General features: G+C 70.4%; 13 protein-coding genes. 7 read left to right on the top strand and 6 right to left on the bottom strand.

What is annotated here, in order from left to right:
• Positions 1-179: 179 nt before the first annotated feature.
• Positions 180-2,795, bottom strand: coding sequence for an aminopeptidase N (pepN, locus tag IEZ15_RS04365; protein ID WP_189274370.1), 2,616 nt, complete (start codon positions 2,793-2,795; stop codon positions 180-182).
• A gap of 131 nt (positions 2,796-2,926) precedes the next feature.
• Between pepN and IEZ15_RS04370 the strand changes: the two genes are divergently transcribed.
• Positions 2,927-3,577, top strand: a complete 651-nt coding sequence (locus IEZ15_RS04370; protein ID WP_189274373.1) for a mycothiol-dependent nitroreductase Rv2466c family protein — start codon at positions 2,927-2,929, stop codon at positions 3,575-3,577.
• Between the two features lie 55 nt (positions 3,578-3,632).
• Here IEZ15_RS04370 and IEZ15_RS04375 read toward each other — a convergent pair whose 3' ends face one another.
• Entirely contained in the window at positions 3,633-4,166 is a 534-nt protein-coding gene (locus tag IEZ15_RS04375; protein ID WP_189274375.1) for a DUF4240 domain-containing protein, read from the bottom strand.
• A gap of 81 nt (positions 4,167-4,247) precedes the next feature.
• On the opposite strand from IEZ15_RS04375, the gene IEZ15_RS04380 reads away from it, so the two are divergent.
• Positions 4,248-4,706, top strand: a complete 459-nt coding sequence (locus IEZ15_RS04380) for a GNAT family N-acetyltransferase (protein ID WP_189274377.1) — start codon at positions 4,248-4,250, stop codon at positions 4,704-4,706.
• On the opposite strand, the gene IEZ15_RS04385 is transcribed toward IEZ15_RS04380, so the two are convergent.
• Positions 4,693-5,901 (bottom strand): MFS transporter, encoded by a 1,209-nt coding sequence (locus IEZ15_RS04385; protein WP_189274379.1) that lies wholly within the window; start codon positions 5,899-5,901, stop codon positions 4,693-4,695. The genes IEZ15_RS04380 and IEZ15_RS04385 overlap by 14 nt on opposite strands.
• Before the next feature lie 61 nt (positions 5,902-5,962).
• On the opposite strand from IEZ15_RS04385, the gene IEZ15_RS04390 reads away from it, so the two are divergent.
• Both IEZ15_RS04390 and IEZ15_RS04395 read left to right on the top strand, forming a co-directional pair.
• Entirely contained in the window at positions 5,963-6,940 is a 978-nt protein-coding gene (locus IEZ15_RS04390) for an ArsR/SmtB family transcription factor (protein WP_189274380.1), read from the top strand.
• A gap of 798 nt (positions 6,941-7,738) precedes the next feature.
• Positions 7,739-9,835, top strand: a complete 2,097-nt coding sequence (locus IEZ15_RS04395; RefSeq protein ID WP_189274692.1) for a LamG-like jellyroll fold domain-containing protein — start codon at positions 7,739-7,741, stop codon at positions 9,833-9,835.
• 168 nt (positions 9,836-10,003) lie between these two features.
• On the opposite strand, the gene IEZ15_RS04400 is transcribed toward IEZ15_RS04395, so the two are convergent.
• Positions 10,004-10,843 (bottom strand): MOSC domain-containing protein, encoded by an 840-nt coding sequence (locus IEZ15_RS04400; protein ID WP_189274382.1) that lies wholly within the window; start codon positions 10,841-10,843, stop codon positions 10,004-10,006.
• Positions 10,840-11,490 carry a CatB-related O-acetyltransferase gene (locus tag IEZ15_RS04405; RefSeq protein ID WP_189274384.1) on the bottom strand — a complete coding sequence of 217 codons (651 nt, stop codon included), beginning with the start codon at positions 11,488-11,490 and terminating at the stop codon, positions 10,840-10,842. Before IEZ15_RS04405 ends, IEZ15_RS04400 begins: the two co-directional genes overlap by 4 nt.
• Before the next feature lie 78 nt (positions 11,491-11,568).
• Between IEZ15_RS04405 and IEZ15_RS04410 the strand changes: the two genes are divergently transcribed.
• The 3 genes from IEZ15_RS04410 to IEZ15_RS04420 all read left to right on the top strand — a co-directional run bounded on the left by IEZ15_RS04410 (position 11,569) and on the right by IEZ15_RS04420 (position 14,196).
• Positions 11,569-12,255 (top strand): O-methyltransferase, encoded by a 687-nt coding sequence (locus IEZ15_RS04410; RefSeq protein WP_189274386.1) that lies wholly within the window; start codon positions 11,569-11,571, stop codon positions 12,253-12,255.
• A gap of 66 nt (positions 12,256-12,321) precedes the next feature.
• A complete protein-coding gene (locus IEZ15_RS04415) occupies positions 12,322-13,164 on the top strand; it encodes an SCO4651 family lipoprotein (RefSeq protein WP_189274388.1) in 843 nt (280 codons plus the stop codon).
• 159 nt (positions 13,165-13,323) lie between these two features.
• Entirely contained in the window at positions 13,324-14,196 is an 873-nt protein-coding gene (locus tag IEZ15_RS04420) for an alpha/beta fold hydrolase (RefSeq protein ID WP_229845735.1), read from the top strand.
• A gap of 122 nt (positions 14,197-14,318) precedes the next feature.
• On the opposite strand, the gene IEZ15_RS04425 is transcribed toward IEZ15_RS04420, so the two are convergent.
• Positions 14,319-14,960: a superoxide dismutase gene (locus IEZ15_RS04425; protein ID WP_114244510.1), complete on the bottom strand. Its 642-nt coding sequence runs from the start codon at positions 14,958-14,960 to the stop codon at positions 14,319-14,321.
• Positions 14,961-15,046: the final 86 nt, after the last annotated feature.

Consider the following 15,046-nt stretch of genomic DNA (forward strand, 5'->3'; position numbering starts at 1 on the left):
CGGTCGCGTCACTAACCCCTGTTACACGCCCGTCGACAATTCAGGACAACGCCGTCCTGAAGTGCGCACGTTCGACAACCGAAAAGGACTGTCCTGGCGGGAGTTTCCTCCCGCCAGGACACGTCCGGCCCGTCCGGTGTCCGAGGACGGAGCCGGGGCGTACGGCCCCGGCGCATCCGTCAGATCCCGGCCCCCGCTGCCGCCGTCGCGTCACACGCCTGCGCCCGCAGCGCCCGGGCCAGATCGTCCCGGGCCTCCAGCACCAGCCTCCGCAGCGCAGGCGCCGCATCCGCGTGCGTGGTCAGCCACGCGTCCGTGGCCGCCAGCGTCGACGGGTCGTCCTGCAGGGCCGGGAACAGGCCCCTGACCACAGCCATCCCGATCTGGATCGACCGCTCGGCCCACACCCGCTCGATCGCCTCGAAGTACTTCTGCGCGTACGGCGCCAGCAACTCCCGCTGCGACGACTGCTCGAACCCCGTGATCGTCGCCTCGACCAACGCGTTGGACAGCGCCTGGGACTCCACGACGCTAGCCCAGGCCTGTGCCTTCACCGCAGCCGAGGGCCGCGAGGCCAGGCACCGCACCTGGTGCCGCTTCCCGGACGCCGTGTCGTCACGGGTCAGTTCGGCGTCGATCACCGACTCGTCGGCCACCCCGTGCGCGGCCAGCGGGGACAGCAACGCCCACCGCAGCTCCTGGTCGACATCCAGCCCGTCGATCCGGGCCGAACCGTCGAGCAGCCCGGACAGCAGCTGGAAGTCCGTGGCCGAGTCGGCGACCGATGCGAAGAACCGCGCCCAGGCCAGCTGGTGCTCGCTGCCCGGCTCGGCGATCCGCAGCTCCCGCAGCGCACCCTCGGCCAGCGCCCGGCCGCCCTCCTCGCGCCACCCGGGCGCCACGTAGTGCACGAGCGCGGTCCGGGTCCAGGCGTGCAGCATCTGCAGGACGCCGATGTCGGACTCCCGGCCGGAGAAGGACAGCACGAGGGAGATGAAGTCACGGGCCGGCATCAGCCCGTCCCGGGTCAGGTTCCACAGCGCGGACCAGCACAGCGCCCGAGCCAGCGGGTCGGTCATGTCACCGAGGTGCGCCCGCAGCGTGGCCAGGGACACCTCGTCGAAGCGGACCTTGCAGTACGTGAGGTCGTCGTCGTTGACCAGGATCAGCTCGGGCCGCTCGGCCCCCGCCAACTCTCCGACCACCGTGCGCGGCCCCGCCACATCCACCTCGGCACGCGCGTACCGCACCAGGTTGCCGTCGGCGGCGCGCCGGTACAGGCCGACCGCGACCCGGTGCGGCCGCAGCTCCGGGTGGGAGTCGGCCGCCTCCTGGAGGACCGCCAGCTCCGTGATCCGGTCAGCCGAGTCGTACGTCGCCACCGGGGTCAGCGAGTTGACGCCCGCGGTCTGCAGCCACGACCGGGACCAGGCGGTCATGTCACGCCCGGACGTCTCGGCCAGGACCGACAGCAGATCACCCAGCTGCGTATTGCCGTAGGCGTGCTTCTTGAAGTAGCGCCGGGCGCCCTCCAGGAACGCGTCCCGTCCCACGTACGCCACCAACTGCTTCAGCACCGAAGCGCCCTTGGCGTACGTGATGCCGTCGAAGTTGAGCTTGGCGTCCTCCAGATCACGGATGTCGGCCGTGATCGGGTGCGTGGACGGCAGCTGGTCGGCGCGGTACGCCCAGGACTTGCGGTTGTTGGCGAAGGTGATCCAGCCGTCCTTGAAGCGGGTCGACTCGACCATGGCGAAGACGCCCATGAAGTCGGCGAACGACTCCTTCAGCCACAGGTCGTCCCACCACTGCATGGTGACGAGGTCGCCGAACCACATGTGCGCCATCTCGTGCAGGATGACGTTGGCCCGGCTCTCGTACGACGCCTGCGTCACCTTGCCGCGGAAGATGTACTCCTCGCGGAACGTGACACAGCCCGGGTTCTCCATCGCGCCGAGGTTGTACTCGGGCACGAACGCCTGGTCGTACTTCCCGAACGGGTACGGGTAGTCGAAGTTGTCGTGGAAGAAATCCAGGCCCTGCTTGGTGACGAGGAAGACGTCGTCCGCGTCGAAGTGCCGGGCGAGCCCCTTGCGGCACATCGCGCCGAGCGGGATCTCCAGCTCCGTGCCGTCGTCGAACGTGCGGGTGTAGGAGTCGGTGACGTAGTGGTACGGACCGGCCACGATCGCGGTGATGTACGTCGAGATCGGCTTCGTCTCGGCGAACCGCCGCGTCTCGCCGTCCCGCGACTCCTCGGCCCCGTTGCTCCAGACCGTCCAGTCCTCGGGCGCCGTCACCTCGAAGCAGAAGGGGGCCTTCAGGTCGGGCTGCTCGAAGTTCGCGAAGACCCGCCGCGAGTCGGCCGGCTCGTACTGCGTGTAGAGGTAGACCTCGCCGTCCTCGGGGTCGACGAACCGGTGCATCCCCTCGCCGGTCCGGCTGTACGCGCACTGCGCGTCGACCACCAGGACGTTGTCACCCTCCGGCAGCTCCTCCAGCGCCACCCGCGTCCCGTCGAAGACGACGGCGGGGTCGAGCGGCTGCCCGTTCAGCGTCACCGTGTTCACGCTCGGCGCCACCAGATCAGCGAAGGTCGACACCCCCGCCCGCACGGTGCGGAACCGGATCGTGGTCACCGAGCGGAAGGTCCGCGGACCGGAGGAGGCCCCGTCGCCGTCCCCGTCGGGCCCACCGAGGGCGGAACGCAGATCGAGAGCGACCTCGTAACCGTCGACGGTCAGCAGCTCGGCCCGCACACGGGCCTCGTCGCGGGACAGGTTCTCACCGGGCACGGCACACTCCTTTGTGTCACGTTCGAATAGTTTGATCCTCCCATGTCGCTACTCGGCCCGGCATGCGGGAATGGCCGATGCGTCCTGAGGCGTTCTCGCGCACAGGTGCGAACGCCCTTAAGAGGAGAGACATGTCTGAGAACAGCACGGCGACCGGCAAGACCCCTGCCGATTTCTGGTTCGACCCGCTCTGCCCCTGGGCCTGGATGACCTCCCGCTGGATGCTGGAGGTGGAGAAGGTCCGTGACGTCGAGGTCCGCTGGCATGTGATGAGCCTTGCTGTTCTCAACGAGGACAAGCTCGACGAGCTGCCGGAGGAGTACCGCGACCTCCTGGAGAACAAGGCCTGGGGTCCGGTACGCGTCGTCATCGCCGCCCAGCAGAAGCACGGCGACGAGATCGTCGGCCCGCTCTACACCGCGCTCGGCACCCGCTTCCACAACCTGGGCGAGGGCCCCACCCGCGAGGCGATCGTGGGCGCGCTCCAGGACGTCGGCCTGCCGGCCGAGCTGGCGGACTTCGCGGACTCGGACGTGTACGACGCCGAGCTGCGCGCCTCCCACAAGGAGGGCATCGACAAGGTCGGCCAGGACGTCGGCACCCCGGTCATCGCCGTCCCGGGCTCGGACGGCGAGCAGATCGCCTTCTTCGGCCCGGTCGTCACCCCCGCCCCGAAGGGCGAGGAGGCGGCGAAGCTGTGGGACGGCACGATGCTGGTGGCGTCGATCCCCGGCTTCTACGAGATCAAGCGGACCCGGACCCAGGGTCCCATTTTCGACTGATCGCACACGGTGCGGTGCGGGGTCCGGCCGCCGTCCGGGCCCCGCACCCCTCACCTCACGCGTACAACGCGTCCAGCTTCGGCAGCCGCAGCGCCACCCGCTCCGCGTCGTCGAAGTCGAAGTCCCACTCCGGGTCCAGGTCGGGGTAGTTGATCGTGAACGAGTCGCCGGGCAGCTCCTCACCCGCCGCCGCGCGATGTGCGTCCCAGGCGATCCCGAGCATCCGCTCGCACTCCATCTCCAGGCCCTCGGGCGCCGCGGCCCCGATCACCGGCAGCTCGGCCAGCGTGTCCGGATCGGCGACGACCCGCTCGAACACCTCACGCCCCTGCGCTATCAGCCAGCCGCGGAAGTAGTCGAAGCCGTCGTCGGAACAGCCCCCGTTGATCGTGTACGCCGCCGCCCAGAGCGGAGCCCGGTAGGAAGCGGCCATCAGGTCCCAGAGAAGCTGCTGCGCGGCGACGATCTCGTCCCGGGGCCGGGCGGCGAGCAGCGCGGAGGCCCGCTCGACGACGGCCTCCGCATCCGTCGGGTCGGTGACCTGTGCGCGGGCGTCGTCGATCAGATTCCAGAAGTCCGTCGTGTCCATACGGTGCAGCATGGCGGGGAGGTCTGACAGTCTGGGCGCGGTGAGCTGCCGAGGGAGCCGAGGGAAGGGATTCGGGCGGACATGAACGTACGGCCGGCACGGCGGTCCGAGGCCGCGGCACTGACCGAGCTGGCCCTGGCATCGAAGGCCCACTGGGGCTACGACGAGGCGTTCCTCGCCGCCTGCCACGACGAACTCACCATGCACCCGGCAGACATCGCCCGCCGCCGCACCGCGGTCGCCGAGGAGGACGGCCGCGTCCTGGGCTTCACCACCCTGGACGGCGCCCCGCCCGAGGGAGCCCTCGGCATGATGTTCGTCGCCCCGGACGCCCTGGGCCGGGGCATCGGCCGAATGCTGTTCGAGCACACCATGACGGAGGCCCGCCGCCTCGGCTTCGTACGCCTCACCATCGACGCCGATCCGAACGCGGAGCCGTTCTACCTCGCGATGGGCGCGGTACGGATCGGGGCGATCCCGTCGGGATCGGTCCTGGGCCGTGAGCTGCCGCTGCTGGAATTCACCCTCACGTCGCGGTGACCCCCTGCCGGGGCCCGGTAGCCTTCTCGACCGGTTCAGCAGCCCGGCGCCCGGCCGAGGCAAGGGCCAGGGTGACCGCGAGAGAGGCCGTCGCCATCACGGTCATGGCCGTCCCCGGTGAGGTTCGCTGGGCGATGGCACCGGCGAGCGCCGCCGCGACGCCCTGCATGGTGAGCATGCCGGAGGAGTGCAGTCCGAGTGCCTGACCGGTGATCTCGTTCGGGGTCAGGGCCATCAGGCGTTCCTGGAGCAGCAGACTCGCCGAGAAACCGACCGAGGCGAGCGCGGCCAGAGCGAACGCCACGGGCAGTGCCGGTCGCGCGGCGAAGATCAGATACGGGGCGGCCAGGAGCAACTGCATCGGCATGGCCAGCCGTCCCCGCCAACGCTGTGCGATGAAACGGCCCGCCACGGTGTCCCCGACGAGCATCCCCAGCGCGGCGAAGGCGAAGAGAAGCCCCGCGTGTTCGGGGGCGTACGGGACGAACAGCGACTCGCAGCCGACGATCAGCCCGTTCGGTACCCAGAGCAGGAGATAGACCCGGCGGCGTGGGCCCGAGGACCACAGAACGGCGTTGGTCCGCCACGTCTGCGCGACCGACGGCCGCCCGGCGGCGCGCGGCGGACGGCGTGCCAGCCCGAACCGGGCGACGGCCGCACCGATGAGATACAGGGCGGCGGCCACCAGCAGCGTGCCGCGCGCGGACAGCATCGTCACCAGAAGGCCGCCGAGCGCGAACCCGCCGATCTGCATCAGGCCGACGCACATGTTGAGTACGGAACGCCCCAGCAGATAGCCGTCCTTGGGCAGGACCTCATTGAGCAGGCCGTACCGCACACCGCCGCCCACCGCGGCGACCACGCCCTCGATCAGGATGATCGCGAAGACGGCCGGCAGTGGAAGTCCGGGGACGGCGAGAACGGCGGTGGCCAGCCCGAAGGCGAGCGCCATGCCGGTCATCGCGGCCCGTGGCGGCAGCCGGTCCGCCGCCGACATCAGCACGGTCGCCCCGATCACCTGGGCGAGCGAGGAGCCGAACATGGACAGGGCGGCGAGCAGCGGCGAGTCGGTCGCGGCGTAGACGAGGGTGCCGAGGGCCAGTCCGCTCATCGTCGACCCGGCGACCTGCACGGCACTGGTTGCGAAGAGCGGTCCGAACTGCGGCGTTCGGAAGAGTTCCCGGTAGGTGCGCATGCGGGGAGTCTCAGTGGCAGCCCGCGGCGATCGTTACTGTTTCGCGTGGAGGCGAAACATCATGGGCTTGTGGCAGATCAACACGGACACGCTCGCGGGGAGCCGGTTCGTCGTCTCGCCGCTCGCCGAGACCATCTCCGCCCTGAACTCCCTGGAAAGGGGACGGGCCGAGCACCCCGGAGAACGGGCCTGGCTCGACGCCCATCTGCCCGCCCACCGTGCACGGCGGGCCGCCGACCCGATCGCCGCCCGGCTCGTACCGGCGGCGCTCGGCGGCAGCTGGAACGCGGACTTCATCACCCCCACGCCGACGGGCGAGGGCACACCGTCCTTCGAGGAGGAGCTGGCCCCCGTCCGGGCGACCTCGCCGGAGCGCGCCCGAGCCGACCTGGTGGTGTCCCTCGGCGGCGGCCCCCTCCCGGCCCTCCTGGACCGCGACGACCTGGCAGAGCGCGCCGCCGACGTACTGGACTGGGTCTGGCACCGGACCGTGCTGCCGGACTGGCCGCGCCGCCGCCGGATCATCGAGGCGGACATCGTCGCGCGGACCGGACAGCTGAGTCAGGGCGGCTGGGCCGCCGCCCTGAGCGGCCTGCGCCCGGGAATGCGGTGGCTCGGCGGTAGCCGGCTCCAGATCAACGCACACGACTACCCGCCGAAGCAACTGGCGGGTGTGCGGCTGCTGTTCGTGCCGGTCACCCAACGCACGGGCTGGGTCTCCTGGAACGACGACGCCCAGCGGTACGCGGTCGTCTACCCGTGCTCGGGCGCCCTGGCCGATGCGGGGCGGGCGCGGGTGCCCGACAGTCTGGGCCGTCTGCTGGGCCCCGCGCGGGCGTCGGTCCTCATCCTCCTCTCCAGCCCGAAGAGCACCACCCAGCTGGTGGCCCTGACCGGCCAGGGGCTGGGGTCGGTGGGCCGCCACCTCAAGGTGCTGCTGGACGCCGGCCTGGCGGGCCGCCGAAGGGCCGGGCGATCGGTGCTGTACTTCCGTACGGACGTGGGTGACGTGCTGGTGGAGGCGCAGCGCCACGACTGAGGGGGGTGGGGGCGTTTTGGCCGCCGGGGGCGGGCATAGGCTGCGGAAAGAGCAGGGGAGCCGGGACGCGGCGGGCGACAGCGGGTGCGCTGAACTCGCTTGCTGTCAAGGCGATGTGAGAGTGAGCGGTCGCGGTTCTCCGCGTCGAACCCGGAGAGCAGGGTCCGTACGGAGACCCGCAACCTGATCAGCGCCTGCGTGGGGGTGGCGGCGTGCTCGGCCCGTGCGAGTAGCCCATCGACGGTGACCTCGCAGCGCCAGGCGGTCTTGAGGTGCCGCCTCACATCAACTCCGCTTGACCGGTGGTCAGATGCACCCAGGCGGTCCTGCCGGGGTCACGCGGCCGTACGCCCCACTTCGCCGCGATCGCGTCCACGACGACCGGGCCCCGGCCGGAGAGGTCGTTCCCGCGCCTGCGCGGCGGCTGCGTCCGACCCCGCCCCGCCGGCCGCCCATGCGACCGCCGCCCGGCTGAATCGCCCCAACTCGTCCGCGAGACCTCGCTTCCCGACGCCAACCTGCACGGTCGGGATCCCGCACGCACGCGCGTTTTCCCGGCCCACGTCGTTCAGTCGGCCCCGGGCACTGTCGTCGGACTGCCGTCTGCCGCGCGGCGGGTGTGGTGGCGGACAGGTCCGAAGCTGCTACCTGCCAACAGCGCCTGAGTGAAGGGAAAAGCTCTCGGGCACTGTCAGTGGTCTCTGTTAGCTTCGCACGGCTCGTGTGATCCACGAGCCTCAAGCGATCACAGGGGAGGGCCACTTGACCAGGTTCGGAAGAACGGGCAGACGCAGACGGATGGTGGTGGGGGGCTGCGCGGCGGCGCTGCTGGCCACGGCCGCCGGTCCGGCGTATGCGGTGGACAACCTGCCGCCGAAACAGCCGCTGGTCCAGGACCTCCAGTCGGGGGGCAAGGCCTGCGCGACCGGGGACGACGCGCCATATGTCTCGGAGCCGCCCAGGCTCAGTGCCCTGCTGTACGACCCGGAGGAGGACAACCAGCCCGCCGAATCCAGCCCGGTCAAGGGGGAGTTCGAAGCCTGGTGGACGGACGGAGCAGGGGTGGAGCAGCGCCGTACCCACACCACCCGCACGTTGCGGTCGGGGTCGCGCCACTACTGGACGATGCCGGACGATATCCCGGCCAACACGGTCATCTCCTGGCACGTTCGCGCGAACGACGGCGAGGCGAACTCCGCATGGAGCGATGAGGGCGACGGCTCGGTCTGCTCGTTCGTGTACGACGACGTGAGCCCCGAGAAGGCGGTGATCAGCTCCCCCGAATATCCCGATGACGATTCCTGGACGGACGGGGTCGGCGTCTACGGCCACTTCAGCATGGCCTCGCCCTCCGACGACGTGGTGTCGTACATGTACGACTTCGTGGGTGGCTCTCCCAGGACAGTCTCTGCCGAGCACCCCGGCGCGGCCGTGACCATTCCGTACCTGCCGCTCGGCAGCGGGTACGATCGGCTGAGGGTCCGTGCGATCGACCGGTCCGGCCGAAGCAGTGGGGATTCGTACTACGAATTCCTGGTGACGTCCGGGCGTGCCCCCGTCGCCCGCTGGAAGCTGGACGACCCGGCGGGCTCCCGCTCGGCGGCTGCCGAGACGGGCACCGCCGCCCGGGCCGGTACCGGCGTGACCTTCGGCGGCCCGGCGCCCTCGGGCACCGGAACCACCGCCACGGTCGGCCTCGACGGCAGCGGCCACGGCTTTCTCACCACCGACGCCCCGGCCACCGACATCCGCAAGTCCTTCGCCGTCAGCGGCTGGGCGCGGCCCGCCGAAACCGGCCGGAACATGACCGTCGCCAGCCAGGACGCGGACGAGGAGCCCGGCTTCACCCTTGGGCTGCGCAACCAGGAAACCGGCCCTGCCTGGTCGTTCGCGATCGGGGACGCGACGGTGTCCGGCGGCGCGCCCGAGACCGGCGAATGGGCACATCTGCTGGGGCTGTACGACGCGGAGACGGGCCGCGCCCGGTTGTACGTCAACGGCCATGAGGTCGGCACCGCGGCGGAGGCGACTCCCACCGAGGCGGCCGGCGCGTTCCAGATCGGCCGCGCCCGCGGGGCCGTCGGCTACCGCGACCGGTGGCACGGCGACATCGGTGACGTACGGGTCCACGACCGGGTCGTGGTACCGGACGAGGTGACCGAACTGGCACTGCGCAAGCCGAGGTTGCTCGGTCGCTGGTCGCTGGAAAACGCGACGGACGGCACGAGCCCCGAGCAGTCGGGCGGCGCACCGCTGCGGCTCGGCGCGGGAGCTTCGATCTACCGGGACTCCGACGGTCCCTGCCGCCCGGAAGAGGACCCTGACTGTCCCCCCGTGCCGCCGGCACTCGTCGGCCAGGGGCATCTCAGCCTGGACGGCGCGACGGGATACGCCGCTGCCGACGGGCCCGTCGTGGACACCGGGGACAGTTTCACCCTCGGCGTCGTGGTACGCCTCGCGGACTCCGATCCGGCCCGCCCGATGACCGTGCTCTCGCAGGCCGGCGAGTACACCGACGTGTTCAAGGTGCGCTACGAGCCGTCCACGTACACCTGGCAACTGGTGATGCCGGAGAAGGACGAGATCGGAGCCCCCGAGAAGGTGGTGGCCCAGATCAAGAGCTCGGAGGGTGGTCAGGAGCGTCGTCTCGCCGTGGTCTACGACGACGGGACCGACTCGATCACGCTCTACCTCGGCGGCTCCACCAAGGCGACTGCGAGCCTCCCGCACGGCCTGCGCAGCACCGGTGCCCTCCAGATCGGCCGGGCCAAGGCCGGTGACGGCTGGGGCGAGTACTTGCACGGCGATGTGGACGAGGTGCAGGCCTACTCCGGTGCGCTGCGGGACAGGGACCTGCCCTTCCTGGGCACGGGTACGGATTTCTGCCCGTGCTGATCCGTCCGTACTGAGGTGAGAGGTCCGGCCTCACGACAGCCCGCAGGAACCGCCGAGGTTCCTGCGGGCCGTCGGGCCCCGGTCAACCGCCGGGTGTCACCACCAGAACTCGACGAAGCGCTACTGGCAGCAGCCCGGCCATCGCCGGGGCGGTGGGCTCCGGAGGCTTCACGTGCTGAGCCACTCCGCGACCTCCACCACGTCCCCGACGCTCACCGCGCCCTCGCACACCACCGCGTTCTTCGCGCCGAAGCTGACCTTGTTGCCGTACTCCGGCTCGCGCCGGTACGTCGACAGGGTGCGGATCGGTTCCGGGCCCGCGCGGTGGCCGGTGGTCTGGTCGACCATGGGGACGGCGCACCGCGTCGCCCGTACGGAGTGGGCGAGTTCGACGCAGCCGATGGTCATCCGGCGGACCCGGTCCTCGAAGTGGGGTTCGTCGTTGCCGGTCAGGACGATGTTGGGGCGGAAGCGGTTCATGGGTACGGGCGTGGCGTCGCCCCGGGCGGTGATGCGGGCGTTGAGATCGTCCAGGGAAGCCGTCGAGGCGACCAGCACCGCGTGCGCGTCGGCGAAGTTGACCTTGCCCGGGGTGTCGCCCCAGCCGTCCCGGTCGAAACCGGGGGCCACCCGTACCAGGCGGGACTTCGCACCGAGCGCGTCGGAGAACCACTCCGCGACCGCGTCCCCCTGGTCGACGGCCGCGCCGAGCGGGCGGTCGAACATGCTGACGTCGCGTCGCGGGCCGTCCCGGTCGATGTCCACGCGCAACGGCTCGACGTCCTGGGCGGACAGGGCCAACACCGCCCCGCCGTCCAGGACTTCGACCTGGATCGCAGCCATGGCGGGATGCGTGCGCTGGCTGCGGAAGGCGCCGTCCGTCGCGTCCACCACCATGAACGTACGGTCGTGTTCGAGGCCGGTACCGAAGACCTGCGCGGAGTCGACCGTGGTCCCGGCGCAGCCCTTGACCGGGTAGTAGGCCAGTTCGCGGACGGTGATCGTCATGGTGTCCCCTCCGGGGCAGCCGCTTCGAGCGCGTCGACGCTGCCGGACATGATGGTGCGGATGTGGCGGGTGAGGTGGTCGGTGGGCCAGTCCCACCAGGCGACGGCGAGCAGCCGGGCAACCGTTTCTTCGTCGTACCGGGTGCGGATCAGCCGGGCCGGGTTGCCGCCGACGATGCCGTAGTCGGGTACGTCGGCGGTGACGACGGAGCCGGCACCGATGATCGCGCCGTGCCCGATCCGTACGCCCGGCATCACCATGGAGTTGTAGCCGAACCAGACGTCGTTGCCGACGACCGTGTCACCCCGGCCCGGCAGCCCGGTCAGCAGATCGAAGTGCTCGGTCCAGGAGCCGCCCATGGTGGGGAACGGGAAGGTGGACGGGCCGTCCATCCGGTGGTTGGCGCCGTTCATGATGAACCGCACCCCGGTCCCCAGCGCGCAGAACTTCCCGATGACGAGCTTCTCCGGGCCGTAGTGATACAGCACATTGCGGGTCTCGAACGCGGTCGCGTCGTCGGGGTCGTCGTAGTACGAGTAGTCGCCGACCTCGATCAGTTCGGACTTCACCAGGGGCTTCAGCTGGACGACCCGGGGCTGGCCGGGCATCGGGTGCAGAACGGTGGGGTCGGCGGGAGCGGAACTCATGCCGCCCATCATCGCATTCACCTCGTATGAGGTAAGTTCCTTTTAGGAACTCGCACGCTGTCGAGAGAGGGGCCTGCCGTGACGCTGGCACAGTGGACCGAGGTCGACGACTACTTCAACGGTCTGCTGGTGGGCCCGGACGAAGCCCTGGACGCGGCCGTGGAGGCCGGCGACGGGGCCGGGCTCCCGGCGATCCAGGTCGCCGCCAACCAGGGCAAGCTGCTGAACCTGCTGGCCAGGCTCCAGGGCGCGCGCACCGTGCTGGAGATCGGCACCCTGGGCGGCTACAGCACCATCTGGCTGGCCCGCGCGCTGCCGGAGAGCGGCAAGGTCGTGACGCTGGAGGCCGATCCGGCGTACGCGGAGGTCGCACGGGCCAACATCGAGCGGGCCGGGCTCGCGGACGTCGTCGAGATCCGGGTCGGTCGCGCCCTCGACACACTGCCGGAGCTCGCGGCGCAGGGGCACGGGCCGTTCGACGTCGTGTTCATCGACGCCGACAAGCCGAGCAACCCCGACTACCTGGCCTGGTCCCTGAAGCTGACCCGGCCCGGCAGCCTGATCATCGCCGACAACGTCGTACGCGACGGAGAGGTGGTCGACGGCGCCAGCGAGGACCCGAAGGTGCAGGGTGTGCGCCGGTTCACCGAACTCGTCGCGGCCGAGCCGACGTTGACCGCGACCGCGCTGCAGACCGTCGGCAGCAAGGGGTACGACGGGCTGATGATGGCGCTGGTCACCGGGCAGGCCCCGGAGTCGCGTTGATACGATCGCGCGTTCGACGCGCGTCGGTGGTGCCTCGGCACCCGGCCATCACCTTGTGGAGAGACCATGCAGCGCCCCCTTGTCCCGCTTGTCGTCGCCGCGGCACTGTTGTGCGCCGGATGCTCCGGAGGATCGGGATCGGGATCGGGATCGGGATCGGCACGAGAGGCGGAGAAGCCCGGGAAAGCCTCGCCGTCCCGCTCGGCGGAGGACCACGGGGCAGCGGTACGGGCCGCGGTGGCCGCGACGAAGAAGAGCAGCGCCCGGATCGATGAGCAGATCGAGATAGGGGACGGCACCACCGAATACGTCGTCTCGATCAAGGGCGACTTCGACTGGGCCGGCGCCAAGGGGCGCCTCGCGGTTGCCCTCCGGAATGCGGCGAGTCCTGGGAAGACATCGCCCCGCATGGACGAGATCTTCGACGGAGGCACCGTCTATGTGGGCGGATTCGCCGAGATGGACGGCTCCTGGGGATCGATTCGCCGGGACAAGGCCGAGGCTCACTATGTGTTGCGGGCGCCGATGAACGACCCCGAACACGTCTTGCGCCAAGTGGCGGAGATGCGCCGGATCTCGAAGGTCGGCGAGGAGACGGTGCACGGCACGCCCGCGGTCCACTACCGCGGGGTACTCCCCGATGAGACGGTCACGCTGCGGATGGCGAAGGACATGCGGGCCAAGATCGACTCCGTGCGGGAGCAGACCGGTGGGATGACCGTGTACGCGGATGCCTGGATCGACCGGAACGGGCGGATCGTGCGCACCAGGCTCGACTGGCACATGGGAGCGGCGGGTGCCAAGGCGACGATGAACCTGGCGGACCACGGCAAGCCGGTGCGGGCGAAGGCTCCGGACCCCGGCAGGGTTGTCCCCATGCCGGATCTCGGCGGTCCGCTGCCAGGCTGACCTGCCCCCTGCAGCACAACATGACGGAACGGCCCCCGTCTGTCACGTTCGAGCGGGGGCTCCACGGCGCTCCGGACTGCTTGCCCGGCTTGGGCGGCGTCCGGCTGCCGGCGGGAAACCCCTTCGACACGGGCAGCGGATCCGGCCATGATCGGGCGCATGGCTTTGAGTGTGATTGAACCGGTTCGCGTCGGTACGGAACAGCTCCCGGGAGGGCGGTTGCTGGGCTGGGCCGAGTGGGGGCCGGGAGACGGGGTGCCGGTGCTGCTCTCGCCCGGTGCGGCCACCAGCAGGCACCTCGGCTTCGGTGCCGATGTGCTGGACGGGCTCGGGGTGCGGCTGATCTCCGTGGACCGCCCCGGTCTGGGCGTCTCCTCGCCCGCGCCGGGGCGTACGTTCGGTGACTTCGCCGACGACGTCCGCGCGTTCGCCGGTCTGCGCGACCTTGGCCGGCCTCTGATGGTCGGCAACTCGCAGGGTGCGCCCTTCGCGCTGGCGTGCGCCGCTGCAGGAGCGGTCCGGGCGCTCGCGGTTGTCTCCGGTGCCGACGAGGTCGCCGAGCCGCGCTTCGCCGACGCGCTTCCGGAGGAGCTGCGGCGCCTCGTCGGCCTGGCCGTGGCCGATCCGGCCGCCGCCGAGCAGGTCTTCGCCGGGTTCACCCCGCAGGGCATGTGGGACATGGTCATGTCCGGCAGCCCGGAGTGCGACCTCGATGTGTACCGGCAGCCCGCGTTCGCGGCCGCCTACCGGCGCGCGCTCGACGAAGCCTTCGCGCAGGGAGCGGCCGGCTATGCCCGGGACACCGCGCTGGCCATGGGGCGCTGGGGGATCGGGCTGTCGGACATCGCCGTGCCCGTCGACCTCTGGTACGGGGAGAAGGACACCGGTCACTCGCCCGACCAGGGAGTGCGGCTGGCCTCGCGCATCCCGGGCGCGGTCCGGCACCTGGTGCCGGAGGCCGGCGGATCCCTGCTCTGGACCCATGCCGAGCAGGTGCTGAGCACCTTGCTGGGGCGCGCCCCGGCCCTCTGAGTCCTCGAACGTGACAGAAGGGCCCTCACCTGTCACGTCCAGGCGAGGGCCCTCCCTTCATCCGCCTGCCCGGTGAAGGTTGAGAAGACGATCACGAGGCAGGACGTATGTGCGCCTCCCGGTCAGGGGGCGAGCAGCAGCACGTCGGCGCGCTCCTTGGCGGCCGCGTAACGCTTCGCCACGTCCTGCCAGTTGACGACGGCCCACATCGCCTCGATGAAGTCGACCTTCTGGTTCTTGTACTGGAGGTAGAAGGCGTGCTCCCAGGCGTCGAAGACCAGGACCGGGACGGAGCCCTGGCCGACGTTGCCCTGGTGGTCGTAGACCTGCTCGACGATCAACTTGCCGCTGACCGGCTCGTACGCGAGGACGCCCCAGCCGGAGCCCTGCGTGGTGGCCGCGGCCTTCGTCAACTGGGACTTGAAACCGGCGAACGAGCCGAACGACTCCGCGATCGCGTCCGCGAGGTCACCGACGCCGTCCGCCGCGAGGGGCTCGCCGCCGCCGTCGCCGGTCATGTTGTGCCAGTAGATCGAGTGCAGGATGTGGCCGGAGAGATGGAACGCGAGGTTCTTCTGGAGTCCGTTGATCGCTCCCCAGGCCTCCTTGTCGCGCGCCTCCGCCAGCTGCTCCAGGGTGTCGTTCGCACCCTTCACATAGGCGGCGTGGTGCTTGTCGTGGTGGAGCTCGATGATCTGCGGATTGATGACCGGTTCGAGCGCCGCGTAGTCGTACGGGAGTTCCGGGAGCGTGTACGTGGCCATGTGGTCGAACCCTCCAGCTGCTTTCCTGTTGTTATTGCAAAGAATACGCAAGAGCAGGCTAGCAGCAGGAGGGATCGAAAGTGATC

Origin of the sequence: Streptomyces atratus, from assembly GCF_014648655.1 — a bacterium.
In the GTDB taxonomy this organism is placed as follows: Bacteria; Actinomycetota; Actinomycetes; order Streptomycetales; family Streptomycetaceae; genus Streptomyces; species Streptomyces atratus.